Raw genomic sequence first — 18,352 nt, 5'->3', positions numbered from 1 at the left:
CTTAGTCCGGATCGCTAGCGCCGGCAGACCATTCCAGGCCTTTGAAAAATTCCTCCATCGAGATGACGGTTTCTGCGAGATCGAATCGTGACTCGACCCGCCTCCGCCCAGCTAATCCCATACGGCGAGCCAAGTCAGCGTTCGTCAGCAGTTCGTCTAGGCGAGAGGACAATTCATCGGCATCTCCCGGGGGCGTGAGGAAACCGGAAACGCCGTGCTCGATGATCTCCGCGGCACCGCCGACGTCTGTGCACACCACTGGTAGACCGCAAGCCATGGCCTCGAGTACCGCGAGAGGGAGACTCTCAGAATGAGAGCTCAAAACAAGAACGTCCATAGCACTGAGCAACTGGCCGATGTCTTCACGGATGCCGGTGAAAACGATCTGCTTGCCGAGGCCACGTTCTCGACAGAGGGCCTCGAGTTCCGGCCGCCTTGGTCCATCGCCGACAATGAGAAATCGACTGTCTGGCAGTGACTCAAGCACTTTCGCGGCGGCAGAGATAAAAGTCTCGTGATCTTTTACCGGGTGAAGCCGTGCGACCATGCCCACGACTCGAGTTCCGGGTTCGAACCCGAATTCGGTGAGTGGAGTGCGGTCGGTTCGGAACCTGAACGTCCCCAGATCCACTCCGCTGTGGATGATGCGGATTTTGCCTGTCGGATAACGGCAAACCTCAGCCATGAATTCTCTCTGCGTGTGCGCAACGCCCAAGTACGTGGTGGTGGCTGGTATCAGCACGCGATCAGCAAGCCGTTGAACCGAGTTCCGCCGATCGATGGAATTGTGAATCCAGGCGATGCGATGAGGGACATTGTTCAACATGGCTCCCAAGCGACCAATCAGCGAGGATCCCGCTCCATGCACGATGACGATGTCGGGCTGCATATTTCGGATATGCATGAATACACGATAGAGCGCCCTGGGGGCGCTTCGTTTGCCGCCAGCGTGAAGCGCTTTAGCGGTAATGCCGTTTTCTTGGATTCGGTTGAATAACTCGCCCTCTTCGCCGGTGCACACTACGGAGACATGAAAATCCGCCCGATCAAGGGAAGACGCAATACCCACAAGCAGTCGTTCCGCGCCGCCAACCGAGAGGCTCGGAACAATGAACAAAACGCGTAAGGGACGCGATTCGACTGCTTCTTCGTCGTCAACGCGTTGCCGGGGGCTGCCTTGGCGCCTCCGAATTCTATTCCGCACGTCGGCCTCAGGTTCTCAGTTAAGACGGTGACCGGATGTTGGGGGCAGAACGTGATAACTTGCGTCCACCATCCGGTGGACGCGTTGATCGGGCACCATCACAACCGGGACCACGAGTAACGTGCCGGCCACGCGGAAGTTCATCGTGAACGATTTTACAGGACGTCGAGAAGGTCGATCCTTGGTTAGTGACTGCGAGCAACCCCACGGCCAAGGTTAGGGTGTGCGGCGATGTTTCTGGTCACGGGCGGCGCGGGATTTATCGGTTCTCATCTGGCGACCACGCTGCTTGCCGGCGGTCGCGACGTGCGTATCGTCGACAACCTCTGCACCGGTTCCCTCGATAAGGTTCCGCGAGGTGCCGAGTTCGTACTCGGCGATCTTGCCGACCGAGACGTTGCGGCCTCGGTCGTGCGCGGGTGCGAGATTGTGCTGCATCAGGCAGCCATCCCGTCGGTGCCCAGGTCTATCGACGACCCACAGTCGTCACATGATGCGAATATCAACGCAACCTTCAATATCCTGATGGCCGCGCGTGACGCGGGTGTTCGCCGCGTCGTGTACGCCGCGTCCTCGGCTGCCTACGGCAACAGCGCGGAACTTCCCAATGTCGAGACCATGCCGGTCAATCCCGAATCCCCCTACGCGTTGCAGAAAGTGGTCGGCGAGGAATACTGCCGTCTCTTCACGCGCCTGTACGGGCTCGGAACCGTCTCCTTGCGATATTTCAATGTATTCGGTCCCCGACAAGATCCCTCGTCCCCGTACTCAGGGGTGCTCTCCCTTTTCATCAGGGCGGCACTATCGGGCACCGCTCCAACCATTTATGGGGATGGCGAGCAGACTCGCGATTTCACCTACGTCTCTGATGTCGTCGATGGCGTGCTGCGAGCGGTCGACGCACCGGCGGCCTCAGGAGAGGTGATCAATGTGGCCACTGGGAGGAGGATCTCGCTGAACCAGGCCTGGGCCACGCTCGCAGCAACTATGGGACCGCTCCGAGATCCCGTCTACGGACCACCCCGGAAGGGGGATGTGCGCGACTCGCAGGCCGACATCACCAAAGCGACGCAGATACTGGGCTACCGTCCCGCTACCACCTTTGCGGAGGGCTTGCGGCAGACGGTGAAGTGGACGCGCGAGCACCTCGACCTCAACGACGTCGACTGACCTGTGCGCCTAGTAGTTCACCAACGGTAACTCATCGGGTACGCAGGCCCATGAGGTCAGCCTGACGCTGGAACGCGGGCACTTGAGCGCAGACCTCCTCGAAGCTTCCCGCTGCGAGCTTCCTGCCATCCTCGAGGTAGACCACGAGGTCGGCGTTTCGGACCGTCGACAACCGATGAGCGATGATCAATGTCGTCACGCCCTTGAGACCGGCGAGGATGTCGGTGATTGCCCGCTCGGTCTCGGCGTCGAGTGCGCTGGTGGCCTCATCGAGAACAAACAGCCTCGGGCGGGTGAAAAGCGCGCGGGCGACGCCGATCCGCTGCCGTTGCCCCCCGCTGAGCCGCAATCCCCGCTCACCAACCGGCGCGTCCAAACCCCCCTCGACCGTTCGGACGAAGTCCCCGAGATGGGCGAGGTCAAGTGCCTCCCAGACGGCCTCGTCGTCGATCAGATCCGCGGGCAGCCCCATGGCGATATTGGCGCGTACCGAATCGTTGAACAGCATCACTTCCTGCGGTACGTAGGCGATCGCGCCAGGCCAGCGGTGCAGCGCGTCGCTGGAGATCATTCCGCTTATCGTGACCGTGCCCGCGTCAGGTTGCAGGATCCCGAGGATCACATCGGCCAGTGTCGACTTGCCGGCCCCACTGCGCCCGATGAGCGCAACGGATCGGTCTTGTTCGATCGTCAGGGTGATGTCCCGAATTGCGGGTGCAGCTGCACCCGGGTAGGTGAAGCTGGCCCCCCGTACCTCGATGCGGGGAACGAAATCCCGGTGGCTGCCGCGCAAGGAACGCGCCGCGGCGGTGCGCTGGTCTTCAGTGGGCTGGACAGTCACCGGATATCCGAGATCCTCGGCCAGGGAGTAGGTCGTTGAGGCCGGGCCGCCCGCTGCCCTGATCGACAGGGCTGCTCCCTGGAGCCGCAGCAGGGACGGCATCACCCGGACAGCCGCTGCCAGGACCAGTGCGAAGGTGCCCGCGGCGACGGAGACCGGTTGCGTGCTGAATAGCACGGCGGCCAATGCGAACGAGCCAAAGACCAAGGCGACTTCGGACAGGTACTTGGGGAGGATCGCGATCATCTGCCCCCCTGCAGCGGCCATGGCAGCTCTGGTCCGGAGGTTGTCGAGGCGCTCGGCATACATGTTTCGGCGATCTGCGACGATGATTTCCCGGTAGCCGCCGAGGGCTTCCTGCACGGTCTGAAGACTTTTTGTGTCCAGCACGGCCCGCTGCGCGCCGAATCGGGAGGCTTTTGCTCCCAGAACCCGTTGCTGAGCCCAGGAAATTGCTCCGAAAAAGCAGATAACCCCAAGACCAACAGTGGGATTGATGACAAGCATGGCTATCGCGAGCGCAGCCAGTAGAGCCAACTCTGAGGCGGCCACGGCCGCCTGCCCCAACACCACGACGGTCGCCACATTCGCGCCCCGGATCAGTGCCTTCGACGTCTCCTGGGTCGAACGCATCTGAACGAAGGTGAGCGGCCGGGACAGCAATTCCCGGGTCAGTCGGCCCGCCACGAGGGCCTCGCGCCGGGCCAGGAAGCGAAGCAGACGAGACGTCAGCAGGGGGGCGATGATGCTCTTGACCAGCAGTGCCAACGCCGCCGCGCTGGCCAGAACCGCCACAAGTGCGCCGTCGGAGAGATCACCTAAGCCCACGGCCGCGGCCACGGTTCTGATCCGCTCCGGTGCCGGCTGCCCGCTGACTGTGGTTACCGAAAGTGCTCCAGCGAGGCCGATCAGCGCGACTCCCGCAAGATCCAGAACCGAGGTCGTCATCTGGATCAAAACCGCTGCCCCCAAGAGTCGCCGGTCACGGCCCTCTAGGAGACGAAGTGAGGCGCGTATCGTCGCCCACACCGTCATGCGCTCAGTGTCCCACGCACTGATTGAGCAGACGGCGCTAGAGATGAAGCCGCTACGCTCAACTCCCAAGCCCCGTTCGCCTTTGGCGAACTACCAGGCGTCCCCGCCTCGCCAGTCGCACACCAGTGCGGCGTCTGGCTCCAGTTCAATCCCGACCGGCAGGACGAAGACGCTGCCGTCGTCGCCTGGTGTCGCGGCGACTCCGCTTGGCGTCAGCACCGAGGTCGGTCCCCGCCAGGCCAGCCAGCCACGCGGACGGTACAGCCGCGCACCGGCGCCGGAGGCGCTGAGCGCGCCGACGGGGTAGGCGCCGCGGATCACCTGCTCGGCGGCATCCAGCACCGCACTTCCAAGGCCCTGCCCGCGCCAATCCTCGCGCACTGCAACACCTTCCACGTAACCGCAGCGCAGCGCAACGCCGCTGTAGATCAGACGCCGCTGGACCACCGCGGCGTGGGCGATCAGGGCGCCGCGGTAGACGATGATCGCGTGCATTCCACCGAGCGTGTGGTCCCAGTCGGCGTCGGTGAACTCCCCGGCGTAGGCCTCGGTGAGCAGCCGATGCACGTTCAGCAGGGTTTCGCCGTCCAGGTCGCTGGTGTGGATCAGTCGAGCAGTGTGGACCTGCCGGGACGGGGGCGACGTCACGATTCAGCTGTACCAGCCCGGCGTCGTCGCCGTGGCGATACGCGGGTGGCTCCAGTGCAGCCGCACCTGCTGGCCGGGCCGCAGTTGGGCGAGGGTGTCGGTATCGGCGTCGATGACCACCCCGATGACCGGATAGCCGCCGGTCGCGGGATGGTCTGGTCCTAGGATCACCGGCTGTCCGCTGGGCGGGACCTGGATCGCCCCGCGGGTGGCACCCTCGCTGGGCAGTTGCCGGTCCGGCCACCGGTGCTGCAGTGGCGGACCGGTCAGCCGGACACCCACCCGGTCGCTGCGTTCGGAGATCACCCATTCGGATCGAATCAGCGCATCGGGATCGACGAACCAGCCCTCCCGGGGTCCGGGAACGACCGTGAGGTCTACCCGATCAGCGGCGACCGGGGCAACCGGTGCCTGCGCGATACCAGGCAGGGTTGCGGCCGGTCGACCGATCGGGATCAGATCAGCCGGTCGCAACGGCGCCGGGCCGATGCCGGACAAGGTGTCGAAGCTTCGTGACCCCAGGACCGGGGCAACGTCGATGCCGCCTCGGACGGCGAGGTAGCTGCGCAGCCCGGCTGCCGGCCTGCCCACGGTGAGAATTTGGCCCTCGTTGACGCGGTGAATGCTGTTGATGCCGAACGGAGTTCCGTCCACAGCCGGGCTCGGGTCGGCTCCGGTGATAGCTATCTCGATCGCACCGCCGTGTACTCGTGCGGACAAACCACCGAGGGTGATTTCCAGTGTTGCGCTGCCCTCGGGGTTGCCCACCAGTCGGTTGGCCAGCGTGTGCGCGCGCCGGTCAGCGGCTCCGGACCGGCCCACGCCGACGTGGGCCAGCCCTGGGCGTCCTAAGTCTTGGATGACGGCCAACGGACCGGCCTGCACCACCTCCAGGATGATCACGGTACGTCCGCGGCGCGAAACCGCACTCGCATGCCGGGTGCCAGCAGTGCGGGCCGGGGTCGCTCGATGTCCCACAGCACCGCCTCGGTTCGCCCGATGAGCTGCCACCCACCGGGGGACGCACGCGGGTAGACACCGCTGAACTCGCCTGCCAACGCCACCGCGCCGGCCGGAACCCGGGTCCGAGGCTCGTCCCGACGGGGCACCCGGAGTCGGGGGTCGCCGTCCACCAGATAGGCGAATCCCGGAGCGAACCCGCCGAACCCGACCCGCCACGGCGTGGCGGTGTGCGCGTCGACGACCCCGGCCGCGGTCATACCCAACCGGTCGGCCACCTCGCCGAGGTCGGCGCCGTCGTAAACCACGTCGATCACCACCTCCGCAATGACGGTGTCATCTGCAGGTGGCCCGGTGGCAAGGTCGGCCAGGTGGGCTCGGATCGCCCTGAGATGACGGGGTTCGGACAGGCTGACCAGCAGGGTGCGGGCTCCGGGAACGATGTCGACCACCTCGGGCGGCGCGGCCTGTCTGAGCGCCTCCGCGCGGGCGAGAACCTCTGCGGTGGAGGCGCATTCGATCAGCAGTGCCCGGTCACCGTAGTCCCGGATCGCCGCGCTATCGAGACAGTCGCCGACCATCAGACCAGGGCGGCGTAGGTGGGTTCATGCCGCTTCACGTAACCGATCACCCGATAGGTAACGGGAAGTAGGATCACCTCGACGGCTGTCTTGTAGAACCAGCCGAGGGTTGCATAGGTCACGAAGTCACCCACGCTGCTGATACCGATCGCGCTGGCGGCGATACTGCAGAACACAAGTGTGTCGCCGAGTTGTCCGGCGAAGGTCGAGCCGACCAATCGTGCCCACAGGTGCTTCTCTCGGGTGCGCTGCTTGATTTTCACGACGGTCCAGGCGTTGATGGTCTGCCCGACGATGAACCCGGCAAGGCCGGCCACAATCAGTTGGGTGTAGGCGCCCACCACATTCGCGAAATGCTCCTGGTTGGGGTAGAAGTCGGCTGCGGGGAGGTACACCGTGATCCAAAAAGACAGGGCTGCAAGACCATTCATCAAGAAGCCCAACAGGATGGCGCGGCGGGCCGCGCGGAAGCCGTAGACCTCGGCCAGCACGTCGCCGATGATGTAGGTCAGCGGGAACACCAGAAAGCCGCCATCGGTAATGATCGGCCCGAACGCCACCCCCTTGGTGGCCGTGACGTTGGAGATGATCACGCACGCGGTGAAGACGGCGACCAGGATGGGGTAGTAGATACTGCCCACCTGCGCGAAGCGCGGTGGATCCGCGGTATCGACATCGCTGGTCACGATGGCAATCCAAACACGCCGGCCGGTTCGGCGATGTGTACGGGATCGCCCACCCTGATCGTTCCTGAGCTCTGAATGCGGAACACCGATCCGGCGCGGTCGCGCAACGCGGCCGCCGCACCCCGGCCGATCCCGTCGTCCATCAGGCGGCACGGGGCCGCGACCCGAATCACCTCCAGTTCCACCTCGCCGATGCGGATCCGGGCACCGGGCTGGGTCGGCAGCTCTCCGGTATCGACGGTGATGTTGCGTCGGGTTGCGCTGCAGGCAAAGTCGTGGCCGAGGTCGGCGGCAGCCAGGTCGAGCGCATGCTGGGACTGCACGGTGACGTGGCGGTGCCGGCTGCCGTGGTAGCGATCCCCAACAAGGCCTTTGCCGGCCTCGGCCAGTACATCGTCGACAGCGCGCATCGGCAACCGTCGGCCCGGAGCAATGTGGATCGCCACCACTTTCACCCGGCGAAGTCTATGGTGATCGGGGTGACGGATCTCGATCAGCACCGGCAGGCCCACCGCACCCGGTTCGGGCACCCCGCAGGTCTGGTCAATCTCTTCGGCGTCGAATTGTGGGAGCGGTTCTCGTTCTACGGGATGCTGACCATCCTCGGCTATTACCTGTATTACTCGGTGTCCGACGGCGGACTGGGTCTGCCGAAGTCCACCGCGACCGGGATCGTCGGCGCCTACGGCGGATTCGTGTACCTGTCCACGGTGCTCGGCGGGTGGATCGCCGACCGGGTACTGGGGATGGAACGCACCGTGTTCTACGGCGGTGTGGTGGTGATGGCCGGCCACATCTCGCTGGCGATCCTGCCCGGGCTGACCGGGGTTGCGGTCGGTCTGGTGCTCATCGCACTGGGTGCCGGCGCGTTGAAAGCCAATGCGTCCTCGCTGCTCGGAACTCTCTACAACGAAGGCGATCCACGTCGCGACGGCGGCTTCACCCTGTTCTATCTGGGCATCAACCTGGGTGCGTTCATCGGGCCCCTCATCACCGGTCTGCTGCAGACCCGGTTGGGATTCCACTTCGGGTTCGGCGCGGCCGCCGTCGGCATGGCCTTGGGCCTGACGCAGTATGTGATCTTCCGGCGCAACCTCGGCGAGCATGGCCGAACCGTCGCGCACCCACTGTCCCGGCCGGCGTTGTTGCGTGCGGTCGCTGTGGCCGCGGCGGTGCTCGCGGTCATCGGCGCCGGATTGGCTACCGGGGTGGTGAAGTTGGCCAACCTCTCCCAGGTCACCACCGCGCTCATCGTCGTGGCTTCGATCGCCTACTTCACCGCCATGCTGACCAGTAGCCGAGTCACCGCTCTGGAGCGGAGCCGGGTTCGGGGCTTCATCCCGCTGTTCATCGCCAATGCGGTGTTCTGGTCATTGTTTCAGCAGATTTTCACCGTCCTCGCGGTCTACTCCGACGAGCGGATGAACTGGACACTTTTCGGCTGGACCGCCCCGTCAAGTTGGATCGGCTCGATCGAGCCGGTGTGGATCATCCTGCTGTCGCCGGTGTTCGCGGTGATGTGGACCAGACTCGGCCGTCGGGCACCGACTACACCGCGCAAGTTCGCCTACGGTGTGATCGGGATGGGGCTGGCCTTCCTGCTGTTCCTCTCGATGGCCGGAACGTCGGGACGTTCGGTGCCCGTACTGGTGGTGGCCCTGATCATGGCTGTGTTCGCGGTGTCGGAGTTGCTGCTCTCGCCGATCGGGTTGTCAGTGACGACACAGCTGGCCCCCAACGCTTTCCGGGCGCAGATGATGGCCCTGTACTTCTTCTCGGTTGGCTTGGGTACTGCGATGTCCGGGGTGCTGGCGCGGTACTACGACCCGGCGCATGAGGCCGCCTACTTCGGGATCATCGGAGCGTCGGCGGTGGTGGTCGGCGTCGTGGTGTGGGCGCTGGCGCCGCGGATCAGCCGCCTGATGGAGGGTGTGCACTGACGCCTAAGATAGGTCCTGAACACCCGATCAGGAGGACCGTCCGTGTCAGAGACACCCACACCCGTGACCAGCATGCCCAGGATCGGCGATCCCGCCCCGTCCTTCACCGCGAACTCCACCCAGGGCGTCGTCAACTTCCCCGGCGACTACGCCGGCAGGTGGGTCATCTTCTTCTCCCACCCGGCCGATTTCACCCCGGTGTGCACCAGTGAGTTCATGACGTTCGCGTCGATGCAGGAGCAGTTCGCGGCCTACAACACCCAACTGGTCGGCCTGTCCGTCGACGGCCTCTACAGCCACATCGCCTGGCTGCGCACCATCAAGGACAAGATCACCTACCGCGACATGTCCGATGTCGAGGTGACCTTCCCGTTGATCGACGACATCACCATGGAGGTCGCCAAGCGCTACGGGATGATCATGCCCGGCGAGGACTCCACCAAGGCGGTGCGTGCGGTGTTCGTCATCGACCCGAAATGCATGATCCGCGCGATCATCTATTACCCGCTGAGCCTGGGCCGCAATTTCGACGAGTTGCTGCGCGTCGTCAAGGCCCTGCAGACCGCCGACCACTTCGAGGTCGCAACTCCCGCGGACTGGCGGCCCGGTGACCGGGTGATCGTCCCCACAGCAGGGTCGTGCGGTGTGGCCAACGACCGCATGGAGGGCAGGGCCGACGGCGTCGAGTGCGAGGACTGGTTCTTCTGCACCAAGGATATCCCCGCCGATCAAGTCGAGGCCGCCATCCGGGTCAAGTAGCAGCGGTTCGCCGTTGCCACCACCGGCGCCGGCCGGTCTGACTTTCAAGGGCGGCCGCCAGGCTTGGCGCTGCCTCGCGAATCAGTGACTCCACCTGCGCGACACTGGGATTGACCAGTGAACGCTCGCCGACGAAGACCGTCGGCACCGTCTCGTTGCCGTCGGCGGCTGCCCGTACGCGGGCAGCGGCGTCGGGGTCCTCCCAGATGTTGATCGGCTCGAACGGAATGCCGCGGCGCTGCAGGCCCCGTCGTAGCGTCACGCAGAACGGGCAGCCGGGCCGCCAGTAGAACTGCAGGGTTTCAGAACCAGTCATCGTGCATCTCCAGTGTGGTGCGGTCCAGGCTCTCCAAGAGATCGAGCTGCGGACCGGTTCGGGGTAGTTCGTAGCGGAAGAAGTAGCGCCCCGCCTGCCGCTTGCCGTCATAGAAGTCACCGGTCTTGCCCTCGGCGGCCAGGAGTTGCTCCAGCCAGATCCACGCGATGACGATGTGGCCGAAGGCCTCGAGGTAGATCACGCTGTTGGCCAGGGCCGCGTCGACATCCCCGGCGGCGAACATCGTTGTGGTCACCGTCACGAGCCGTTGCCAGCTGCCGTCGAGCTGTGCGGCTTGTGCGGCAAGCTCGCCGCCGGCACCCTTCGCGGCGGCGACGGTTCCGGCGATCTCCCTCGCCAGCGCGGCGACGTTGGCTCCGTCGTGTTGAACAACCTTGCGGCCCAGCAGATCCAGACTCTGGATGCCGTGGGTGCCTTCGTGGATCGGGTTGAGCCGGTTGTCGCGATAATGCTGCTCGACGTCGTACTCGCGGGTGTACCCGTACCCGCCGTGCACCTGGATCGCCAGGTTATTGGCCTCCAGGCACCACTGTGAGGGCCAACTCTTGGCTATCGGGGTGAGGATGTCCAGCAACCGGCCGGCCGACTCGGCTTCCTCGGGCGTTTCCGGGCTGGCGGCGATGTCGACCAGGCGCCCGCAGTACAGCGCCAGGGCCAATGCGCCCTCCACATAGGACTTCTGGGCCAGCAGCATACGTTTGACGTCCGGGTGCTCGATGATCGGAACCTGTGGCGCGGCCGGATCCTTGGCCGTGACGAGACGTCCCTGGGGCCGTTCGCGGGCGTACTGCAACGACTTGAGGTACCCGGTGTATCCCAGCGCGATCGCGCCCAGTCCGACCCCGAGGCGGGCTTCGTTCATCATGTGGAACATGCAGGCCAGGCCCCGGTGGGGTGCGCCGACCAGGTATCCCACCGCGCCGGGCATGCCGAGCGGCTGATGGCGGCCCTCGCCGAAGTTCAGCGCGGTGTTGACCGTTCCGCGGTAGCCCATCTTGTGGTTGAGTCCGGCCAGCGTGACGTCATTGCGGTCTCCGAGCGAGCCGTCGTCGTTCACCAGGAACTTCGGGACGATGAACAACGAGATGCCCCGGGTCCCGGCTGGGGCCCCCGAGATCTTGGCCAGCACCAGGTGGACGATGTTCTCCGAGAGTTCGTGGTCGCCGCCGGAGATCCACATCTTGGAGCCGAACAGCCGGTAGCTGCCGTCGTCACAGGGTTCGGCGCGGGTGGTGATATCGGCCAGCGATGACCCTGCCTGAGGTTCGGACAGGCACATGGTGCCGGTGAAACGGCCGGCCAGCATCGGCTTGACGAAGCGTTCGACCTGCTCCGGTGTTCCGTAGGTGGAGAGCAGGTTGGCGTTGGCCACACTGAGCAGCACATAGGCGGCGGTCCCCACATTGGCGGCGTGGAACCAGGCCAGACCTGCTCCGGCGACGGCGGTCGGTACCTGAGATCCGCCCAGGGAATGGTCCATGCTCATCGCCAACAGATCGGCCTTGGCGAAGGCGTCCAGCGCCTCTTTGACCTCCGGGTTGAGTCTTACCCGTTCCCCGTCGAATGTCGGTTCGTGCGCGTCGTTCTTCTTGTTGTGCGGCGCGAAGTACCGGGTGGCGAGGTCCTCGCAGAGATCAAGCAACCCGGACAAGGTCTCGCGGGAATGCTCGCTGAATCGGCTCCGCTTGGTCAGGTCCTCGACACCCAGCCACTCGAACAGCAGGAAGTCCAGATCCCGGCGCGACAGCAGAGCGGAGCCCACGTTACGACCGTCGTGAGGCGTAGGGCCACGGATTGTTGCGTTCGGGCACCGACCGTGCCCGTTCCTCCTTCAGCCGCATCCGCAGGTGATTCCGCAGGTCGTGCAGGGCGGGGTCGCTGCAGCGGTTCTCGGCTTCGCTCGGGTCACTGGTCAGGTCGTAAAGCTCCCACTGGTCGTCCAACGGACTGGTCCGGTATACCTCGCCGCCGGGGCCGTTGGCGGCCAGTTGCCGGACGCCCGGTTCGGTCCATGTCGAGGGATCGTCGAAGCTGCGCACCAGTTTCCAGAGGCGGCCGTCGACCCGGACCACCAGTCCCTCGAAGTTGGCTGCAGTGTGCGCGGGAATCCGGATACGCAGTGGGGCAGGCGGATTCGTGGTCCGGCCGAGCCGGCGGCCGAGCCCGGACGCCCCGGAATCGCCCTCGAGCATGTTGTCTCGGGTCATCAGGTACACCGCACGGTCGTCATCGGCGGGTGCGCCGTCGACCACCGGCATGAGATTGCGGCCCGGCAACGGGTGGACCTCGGAGAATGAGCCGCGCAGCGTCTCGGCGACCGCGTCGACGTCGACCCCGGCCGCCGCGAGCAGGGTGGGCACCAGGTCCACGTGCGAGGTCGGGGCACCGACCACCCTGGCTTCGGTGGGCTGCGCACCGATCCGGGCGATGCTCAACGGCACGCGGGTGGCCTCGTCGTAGAGGTTGAACCACTTCTGATGCAGACCGCCGTGCGCGCCGAGCAGGTCCCCGTGGTCGGAGGTGCGCACCAGGACGGCGTTCGCCGAGCCCTCGGTGACGGCGCGCCGAACTCGGTCCAGGGGCGTGTCAACCTCGGCGTGCAATCGGTAGTACAAATCGCGGTAGCGCTGCCCGAAGCGCTCATAGACCTGCCGAATCGCCGCGGCCGGGCCGTAGCCGCTGTAGTAGGCCTCCCGGAAGGCGATCTGGGCGGCGGGCTTGCTCCGCAGATCTTCCTCGGCGGTGGGTGCGGGCGGAACATGCGGCGGATCCAGCGGCGAAGGCCGCAGCGGTCCGCGCAGCGCCCAGGTGGGGAAGAGCACGATGTCGTGGGGGTTGACGAAACTGGCCACCAGCAAGAACGGCCGCAGCGCCTCCGGATCCCCGGCCTGCCGGCGGGAGTAACGGTCCTGCAGCCAGGCCACCACCCTCTCGGCGATCAGCGGGTCGCGGCGCAGGCCGCTGTTGGCAAGCCCCGCGCCGTGCGGCTCGGGTCCCACCCAGCCCGAAAAGCCATATGGCTGCAGGGGATCCGCGTCGAGGTAGCGCTGCACCGCCTCGGGGTTGACCACCCCGTCGTCGTCGTTGGTGGCCAGGATCGCCCCCGTCGCGGGGTCGGTCAGGTCGGCATGGGAGATATGCCACTTACCGTCGTAGTAGGTGTCGTATCCGGCCGCCCGGAACCAGTTACCCAGCGTCGGGACCTCGCCACGGCGCAGCCACCGCATCCTCGAGTCGTTGTAGATCTTGCCGATGCCGTCGGTCTGGGTGACCCCATGCAGGTCGGGGTACTGGCCGGTGAAGATCGTGGGCCGGCTCGGGACGCAGGCCAGCGAGCCGGTGTAGTGCCGGGTGAAGCTGACCCCGTGCTCGTCGAACCAGCGCTGGCCGGCCAGCACCCGCCGGCGCCAGTCCAGAACCTCGGCGGATTCGTACGGCGGGATCGCGCGTTCCTCGTCGGTCATCACGATCACGATGTCGGGCCGGGTCGCCGATGAGCCGCTCGGGCGAAGAGAATCAGTCACAGCGAACCTTCCAGTCGTTCGGACAGTCCGGCGAGCATCGCATCGGACTGGGTGGTCATGAAGCGGCAGAACGCACGTTCGGCGAGTCGGGCCACCGGATTGGTGCCGATGTCCACCGTGGTGGTGAGAGTGACGGCGGTTGCGGCCGGGGCGACGGCCGTCAGCGTCCATCGGTTGGCGACCCGGTGCAGTCGCCGTGGGAGGCCTTCGATGGTGTAGGCCAGTGCAACCGGCTGATCGAACTCGGTGATGCGCTCGACGAGGGTGTCGCGGCCGACCTGCACCCGCCGTGAGGTGCCGACGGCGGTGCCGGCTGGGCCGTGTTCGAGCAGGCAGGAGTGATCGACGTTGGCGGCCCAGGAACTGATGGCACCGAAGTCGGCGAGCACCTCCCACACCCACTGGGGCGATGCGGCCACGGTACGGGACCGGCTGATCTGGGCCACTCCTGTATCCAACCCTATTCCGGCCCGCGCTTCACCTGACGGCCGATCCGGTCGGACCGCCGGCGGGCACTCCGCCGGAATCCCGACGATTGGTTCTAGTCTGGCCGTATGCCGAATTTCTCCGACCTCACGACCAAGGCGCTGGATAAGGCGCGGCAATACGCCGAACGCGGGTCTGCGGAACTGCACTACCTGCAGAAAATGATCTCCTCCGGCGCCTTCGGGCTGGAGCCCCCGCAAAACTTCGCGGCACTGGCCGCCGATGTCCGGCGCTGGGGGGAAGTCGGCATGATTCCGGCTCTCAACGCTCGCCGGAATCCTCACCGCACCGCGATCATCGACGACGAGGGATCGATGACCTTCGCCGAACTCAATGACGCATCCAATGCCGTGGCCAACCGATTGCTGGCGATGGGCGTCACGGGTGGCGACGGGGTGGCCATCCTGGCCCGCAATCACCGCTGGTTCCTGATCGCCAACTACGCCGCCGCCCGGGTGGGGGCCCGCACCATCCTGCTCAACACCGAGTTCTCCGGGCCGCAGATCCGCGACGTCGCCGCGCGGGAGGGCGCCAAGGTCATCATCTACGACGACGAATACAGCGAAGCCGTGACTCTGGCCGACGCTCCACTGGGCAAACTGCGGGCGCTGGGCAGCAACCCCGATGCCGACGGGCCCTCGGTCAGCACCGACGAGACGCTGGCCGACCTGATCGCGCGCAGCAGCAAGGAACCGGCGCCCAAGGCCACCAAGCGGTCGTCGATCATCATCTTGACCAGTGGCACCACCGGCACCCCCAAGGGCGCCAACCGGCACGCGCCGCCGACGCTGGCGCCGATCGGCGGCGTGCTCTCGCACGTGCCGTTCAAGGCCCGCGAGGTGACCGCATTGCCGTCGCCGATGTTCCACGCGCTGGGCTATCTGCACGCCACCATCGCCATGACGATGGGTTCGACGCTGGTGCTGCACCGCAAGTTCAAGCCGGCCACCGTGCTCGAGGACGTCGCCAAGCACAAGGTGACCGCACTCGTCGTGGTCCCGGTGATGCTGTCGCGAATGCTCGACGCGCTGGAGAAGATGGAGTCCAAGCCGGACCTGTCGGCGTTGCGGATCATCTTCGTCTCGGGGTCACAACTGGGGGGCGAGCTCGCCACCCGGGCGATGAAGGACATCGGTCCGGTGGTCTACAACCTCTACGGCTCAACGGAAATCGCGTTCGTGTCCATCGCGCGTCCGCAGGACCTGAAGAAGAGTCCGGCCACCGTCGGACCGATCATCAAGGGCGTCAAGGTCAAGATCCTCGACGAGCACGGCAAGGAACTGCCCAAGGGCCAGGTCGGCCGGATCTTCGTCGGGAACTTCTTCCCGTTCGAGGGCTACACCGGCGGCGGCGGCAAGGAGATCATCGACGGCCTGATGTCCTCCGGCGACGTCGGCTACTTCGACGACGACGATCTTCTCTACGTCAGCGGCCGTGACGACGAGATGATCGTCTCCGGCGGCGAGAACGTCTTCCCCGCCGAAGTCGAGGACCTCATCAGCGGGCACCCGGATGTCATCGAGGCCACCGCACTCGGCGTGGAGGACAAGGACTTCGGTGCACGACTGCGGGCCTTCGTGGTCCTCAAGGAGGGCGCGCAGGCCACCGAGGACGTCATCAAGGATTACGTCCGCGACCACCTTGCGCGCTACAAGGTTCCGCGCGAGGTGATCTTCCTGTCCGAACTGCCGCGCAACCCGACCGGCAAGATCCTCAAGCGCGAACTGCGTCAGATCGAGATCGAGTAGCCCAGACCGTCGTGAACCGATCTTTCTGGATAACCTGGCTCCAGGCCGTCCTGGCCTTACTGTTCGTTTACGCGCTGGTTCTCGTGTTCGCCGGTTCAGTGGCCGGTTCGGTGTTCTCGGCGTTGGGTTTCGGGCCGCCGTCGCCGGTCGACTCCGGGGGTGTTGGCGCCTATCTGAAACTTCCGTTCATGGTGCTGGGAGCGGTGCTTGCCGGCTGGTCGCTGATGATGATCCAGATCGTTCGGGGACCGCTGCGCGACGGATCGGCCTGGGCGCTGCCCATCCTGGTCCGGTCCCTGGCGCTCTGGTTCGTCCTCGACACCGGGATGTCGTTGGTGCTGGGCTTCCCGGCGCACGCGCTGTTCAATGTCCCGTTCGCGCTGGCGTTGGGCATTCCGTTGTGGATGCTCAAGTCGAGGTCCGGGTGAACGCGGCGGGTTATGCCGGGGCGGTGATCTCGATCGTGGCCGGCTGCCTCGGTCTGATCTGGCCGCGCCCGGTCAGCGCAGTCATCGGCCTGCAACTGCCGGGGAAACTGGGACTCTCGGAGTTCCGCGCAACCTACGGTGGGCTGTTCATCGGCGCGGGCCTCGCCACGCTGATCCTCGGAAGCCGCGACGCGGCACTGGTGCTCGCGGCGGCGTGGGGCGGGGCATTCCTGGCGCGGGCGATATCGGTGGTCGTCGACAAGTCCCGTTCCAAGGAGAACGTCGCCGGACTCGTCATCGAACTCGCGGTGGCGTCCCTGCTGGTCCTGGGCTGACCACCGTCAACGGCTGGGCCGCACCCGCAGTTCGGCGATACGTGCGACCACCGACCGCGGCGCCAGGCCGGTGCCGGCGGCCATCAGCCGATTCAGCGTGCCGGGAATGACCGTCGGGCCGCGACCCTCGAAGAAGGCCTTCACGCCGGTGGCGGCGACCTCCTCGGCGGACTGACGCCCACTGGTCATGAAGTCCTTGCCGGTGACGTCGAAGAACGCGGTCTCGGTGGGGCCCGGGCACAGCGCGACCACCCGGACGCCGGTCTTTCTGGTCTCGGCCCACAGCGCCTCGGTGAACGACAGCACGAACGCCTTGGTCGCCGCGTACACCGCCATGGTCGGGATGGGCTGGAACCCTGCCGTCGAGGCGACGTTGAGCACACCGCCCCGGCCGCGTTCGAGCATGGCCGGCAGCAGCCGCGAGGTCAGGGTGACCAGGGAGGAGCAGTTGAGCTGAATCTGGCGCGCAAGGTTGTCGGGGTCCTCGTCGACGAACAGGTTGTGCGATCCGAAGCCGGCGTTGTTGACCAGCAGATCGACCCGGGTTCCGTCGGTGGCCAGTCGGTCGGCCAACGCCGCGGCGCCCTCGGGTACGGCAAGATCCGCGGCGATGACGTCGACCTCGATGCCGGGATGCTGGGAGCGCAACCGCGCCGCCAGCGCCCGCATCCGGTCCTCACTGCGCGCGGCCAGCGCGAGATTCATTCCGCGCGCGGCCAACTGGAGGGCGAACTGCTCTCCGATGCCGCTGCTGGCGCCGGTGACCAATGCGGTCTGTGCAGTCGTGCTCATGGGTGGTATCTCCTTGATCGAATTCGCGTTAGGGATCGCGCGGAAGGCCCAGCAGCCGCTCGGCGATGATGTTCAGCTGGACCTCTGAGGTGCCGCCGTAGATCGTCGTCGCGCGACTGGCCAGGAGGAACTCGGCCCACCTGCCCTGAAGTGAGTCCTCTTCCCAGATCGCGCCGTCGATACCCATCGACGCGACTGCGAACTCGGCGTAGCCCTGGCCGGTGCGCATCGACAGCAGCTTGGAGATCGCTGCCGACGGCATCGCATCGCCGCCGGCCAGGGTCAGCAGCGTCGAGCGCATATTCATCAGTTTGGCGGCGTGGCCCTCGGCGATGAGTTCACCGGCCCGGTGATGGCCTACCTGGTCGAAGTGGCCGTCGTCGACGAACTCAACGAACTTGGTCAGGTTGGGCAGGAACCACGGCTCGTCGCTGCCGATCGAAACCCGTTCGGCAGTAAGGGTGTTGCGGCTGACCTCCCAGCCGCTGTCAACCTCGCCGAGCACCAGTTCGTCGGGCACGAACACGTCGTCGATGAACACGGTGTTGAACAGGGCGTTGCCGGTCAACTCCCGCAGCGGCTTGATCTCGACGCCCGGCTGTTTCATGTCGAGAAGGAAGTAGGTGATTCCGTTGTGCTTCGGAGCGCTCGGGTTCGTCCTGGCCAGCAGCGCACCCCACTGGGAGAACTGGGCTGCGGTGGTCCATATCTTCTGGCCGGTGATCCGCCAGCCGCCGTCGACCTTGGTGGCCTTGGTGGTCAGGCTGGCCAGGTCAGAGCCGGCTCCCGGCTCGGAAAACAGCTGGCACCAGATCATTTCGCCGCGGAACGTCGGAGGAAGGAAGCGTTGCTTCTGCTCCTCGGTGCCGTAGGCGACG

At 65.8% G+C, this 18,352-nt stretch carries 19 protein-coding genes; 6 read left to right on the top strand and 13 right to left on the bottom strand.

Annotated elements, in window-relative coordinates; genetic code table 11:
* Position 1 precedes the first annotated feature (1 nt).
* Complete coding sequence (locus ADBZ5N_RS00925) at positions 2–1,204, bottom strand: glycosyltransferase (protein ID WP_526255604.1); 1,203 nt, start codon at positions 1,202–1,204, stop codon at positions 2–4.
* A 231-nt stretch (positions 1,205–1,435) separates the two neighbouring features.
* On the opposite strand from ADBZ5N_RS00925, the gene ADBZ5N_RS00920 reads away from it, so the two are divergent.
* On the top strand, positions 1,436–2,374 hold the full coding sequence (locus tag ADBZ5N_RS00920; protein WP_526255603.1) for an SDR family oxidoreductase: 939 nt from the start codon (positions 1,436–1,438) through the stop codon (positions 2,372–2,374).
* Positions 2,375–2,405: 31 nt separating this feature from the next.
* Here the strand turns inward: ADBZ5N_RS00920 and ADBZ5N_RS00915 are convergent, their stop codons facing one another.
* The 6 genes from ADBZ5N_RS00915 to ADBZ5N_RS00890 all read right to left on the bottom strand — a co-directional run bounded on the left by ADBZ5N_RS00915 (position 2,406) and on the right by ADBZ5N_RS00890 (position 7,580).
* The gene (locus ADBZ5N_RS00915) at positions 2,406–4,055 is read right to left on the bottom strand and encodes an ABC transporter ATP-binding protein (protein ID WP_526255602.1); all 1,650 of its coding nucleotides are present in this window, start codon (positions 4,053–4,055) and stop codon (positions 2,406–2,408) included.
* A gap of 285 nt (positions 4,056–4,340) precedes the next feature.
* On the bottom strand, positions 4,341–4,898 hold the full coding sequence (locus ADBZ5N_RS00910) for a GNAT family N-acetyltransferase (protein WP_526255601.1): 558 nt from the start codon (positions 4,896–4,898) through the stop codon (positions 4,341–4,343).
* Between the two features lie 3 nt (positions 4,899–4,901).
* The gene (locus ADBZ5N_RS00905) at positions 4,902–5,801 is read right to left on the bottom strand and encodes a 5-oxoprolinase subunit C family protein (protein WP_526255600.1); all 900 of its coding nucleotides are present in this window, start codon (positions 5,799–5,801) and stop codon (positions 4,902–4,904) included.
* The gene (locus ADBZ5N_RS00900; RefSeq protein WP_526255599.1) at positions 5,798–6,439 is read right to left on the bottom strand and encodes a 5-oxoprolinase subunit B family protein; all 642 of its coding nucleotides are present in this window, start codon (positions 6,437–6,439) and stop codon (positions 5,798–5,800) included. The genes ADBZ5N_RS00905 and ADBZ5N_RS00900 overlap by 4 nt, the downstream gene beginning before the upstream one ends.
* On the bottom strand, positions 6,439–7,125 hold the full coding sequence (locus tag ADBZ5N_RS00895) for a queuosine precursor transporter (RefSeq protein WP_526255598.1): 687 nt from the start codon (positions 7,123–7,125) through the stop codon (positions 6,439–6,441). Before ADBZ5N_RS00895 ends, ADBZ5N_RS00900 begins: the two co-directional genes overlap by 1 nt.
* Positions 7,122–7,580 (bottom strand): MOSC domain-containing protein, encoded by a 459-nt coding sequence (locus ADBZ5N_RS00890; protein WP_526255597.1) that lies wholly within the window; start codon positions 7,578–7,580, stop codon positions 7,122–7,124. The genes ADBZ5N_RS00895 and ADBZ5N_RS00890 overlap by 4 nt, the downstream gene beginning before the upstream one ends.
* 24 nt (positions 7,581–7,604) lie before the next feature.
* Between ADBZ5N_RS00890 and ADBZ5N_RS00885 the strand changes: the two genes are divergently transcribed.
* Together ADBZ5N_RS00885 and ADBZ5N_RS00880 are read left to right on the top strand one after the other, a co-directional pair.
* Positions 7,605–9,065 (top strand): peptide MFS transporter, encoded by a 1,461-nt coding sequence (locus ADBZ5N_RS00885; RefSeq protein ID WP_526255596.1) that lies wholly within the window; start codon positions 7,605–7,607, stop codon positions 9,063–9,065.
* A 72-nt stretch (positions 9,066–9,137) separates the two neighbouring features.
* Positions 9,138–9,824, top strand: a complete 687-nt coding sequence (locus ADBZ5N_RS00880; protein WP_526255628.1) for a peroxiredoxin — start codon at positions 9,138–9,140, stop codon at positions 9,822–9,824.
* On the opposite strand, the gene ADBZ5N_RS00875 is transcribed toward ADBZ5N_RS00880, so the two are convergent.
* Genes ADBZ5N_RS00875 through ADBZ5N_RS00860 form a run of 4 tightly spaced genes read right to left on the bottom strand, consistent with a single transcriptional unit; the run spans position 9,817 to position 14,149 of the window.
* Positions 9,817–10,140, bottom strand: a complete 324-nt coding sequence (locus ADBZ5N_RS00875) for a glutaredoxin domain-containing protein (RefSeq protein ID WP_526255595.1) — start codon at positions 10,138–10,140, stop codon at positions 9,817–9,819. The genes ADBZ5N_RS00880 and ADBZ5N_RS00875 overlap by 8 nt on opposite strands.
* Complete coding sequence (locus tag ADBZ5N_RS00870) at positions 10,127–11,923, bottom strand: acyl-CoA dehydrogenase C-terminal domain-containing protein (RefSeq protein ID WP_526255594.1); 1,797 nt, start codon at positions 11,921–11,923, stop codon at positions 10,127–10,129. Before ADBZ5N_RS00870 ends, ADBZ5N_RS00875 begins: the two co-directional genes overlap by 14 nt.
* A gap of 1 nt (position 11,924) precedes the next feature.
* A complete protein-coding gene (locus ADBZ5N_RS00865) occupies positions 11,925–13,625 on the bottom strand; it encodes a sulfatase-like hydrolase/transferase (protein WP_526255627.1) in 1,701 nt (566 codons plus the stop codon).
* A gap of 56 nt (positions 13,626–13,681) precedes the next feature.
* Positions 13,682–14,149, bottom strand: a complete 468-nt coding sequence (locus tag ADBZ5N_RS00860; RefSeq protein ID WP_526255626.1) for an SRPBCC family protein — start codon at positions 14,147–14,149, stop codon at positions 13,682–13,684.
* Positions 14,150–14,239: 90 nt separating this feature from the next.
* On the opposite strand from ADBZ5N_RS00860, the gene fadD2 reads away from it, so the two are divergent.
* From fadD2 to ADBZ5N_RS00845, 3 genes are read left to right on the top strand one after another with little or no spacing between them, the layout of a single operon-like run.
* Positions 14,240–15,919 (top strand): long-chain-fatty-acid--CoA ligase FadD2, encoded by a 1,680-nt coding sequence (fadD2, locus tag ADBZ5N_RS00855; RefSeq protein WP_526255593.1) that lies wholly within the window; start codon positions 14,240–14,242, stop codon positions 15,917–15,919.
* Between the two features lie 11 nt (positions 15,920–15,930).
* Positions 15,931–16,347 carry a hypothetical protein gene (locus tag ADBZ5N_RS00850; RefSeq protein WP_526255592.1) on the top strand — a complete coding sequence of 139 codons (417 nt, stop codon included), beginning with the start codon at positions 15,931–15,933 and terminating at the stop codon, positions 16,345–16,347.
* Entirely contained in the window at positions 16,320–16,682 is a 363-nt protein-coding gene (locus ADBZ5N_RS00845; RefSeq protein WP_526255591.1) for a DUF4345 family protein, read from the top strand. The genes ADBZ5N_RS00850 and ADBZ5N_RS00845 overlap by 28 nt, the downstream gene beginning before the upstream one ends.
* 6 nt (positions 16,683–16,688) lie before the next feature.
* On the opposite strand, the gene ADBZ5N_RS00840 is transcribed toward ADBZ5N_RS00845, so the two are convergent.
* Complete coding sequence (locus ADBZ5N_RS00840) at positions 16,689–17,474, bottom strand: SDR family NAD(P)-dependent oxidoreductase (RefSeq protein WP_526255590.1); 786 nt, start codon at positions 17,472–17,474, stop codon at positions 16,689–16,691.
* Positions 17,475–17,502: 28 nt separating this feature from the next.
* Positions 17,503–18,352, bottom strand: an 850-nt coding sequence (locus ADBZ5N_RS00835) for an acyl-CoA dehydrogenase family protein (RefSeq protein WP_526255589.1), incomplete at its 5' end; no start/stop codon positions are given.

Source organism: Mycobacterium sp., from assembly GCF_044370595.1.
Lineage (GTDB): Bacteria > Actinomycetota > Actinomycetes > Mycobacteriales > Mycobacteriaceae > Mycobacterium.
The sequence above is the reverse complement of the archived record's forward strand: the minus strand, read 5'-3'. Positions and strand labels throughout refer to the sequence as shown.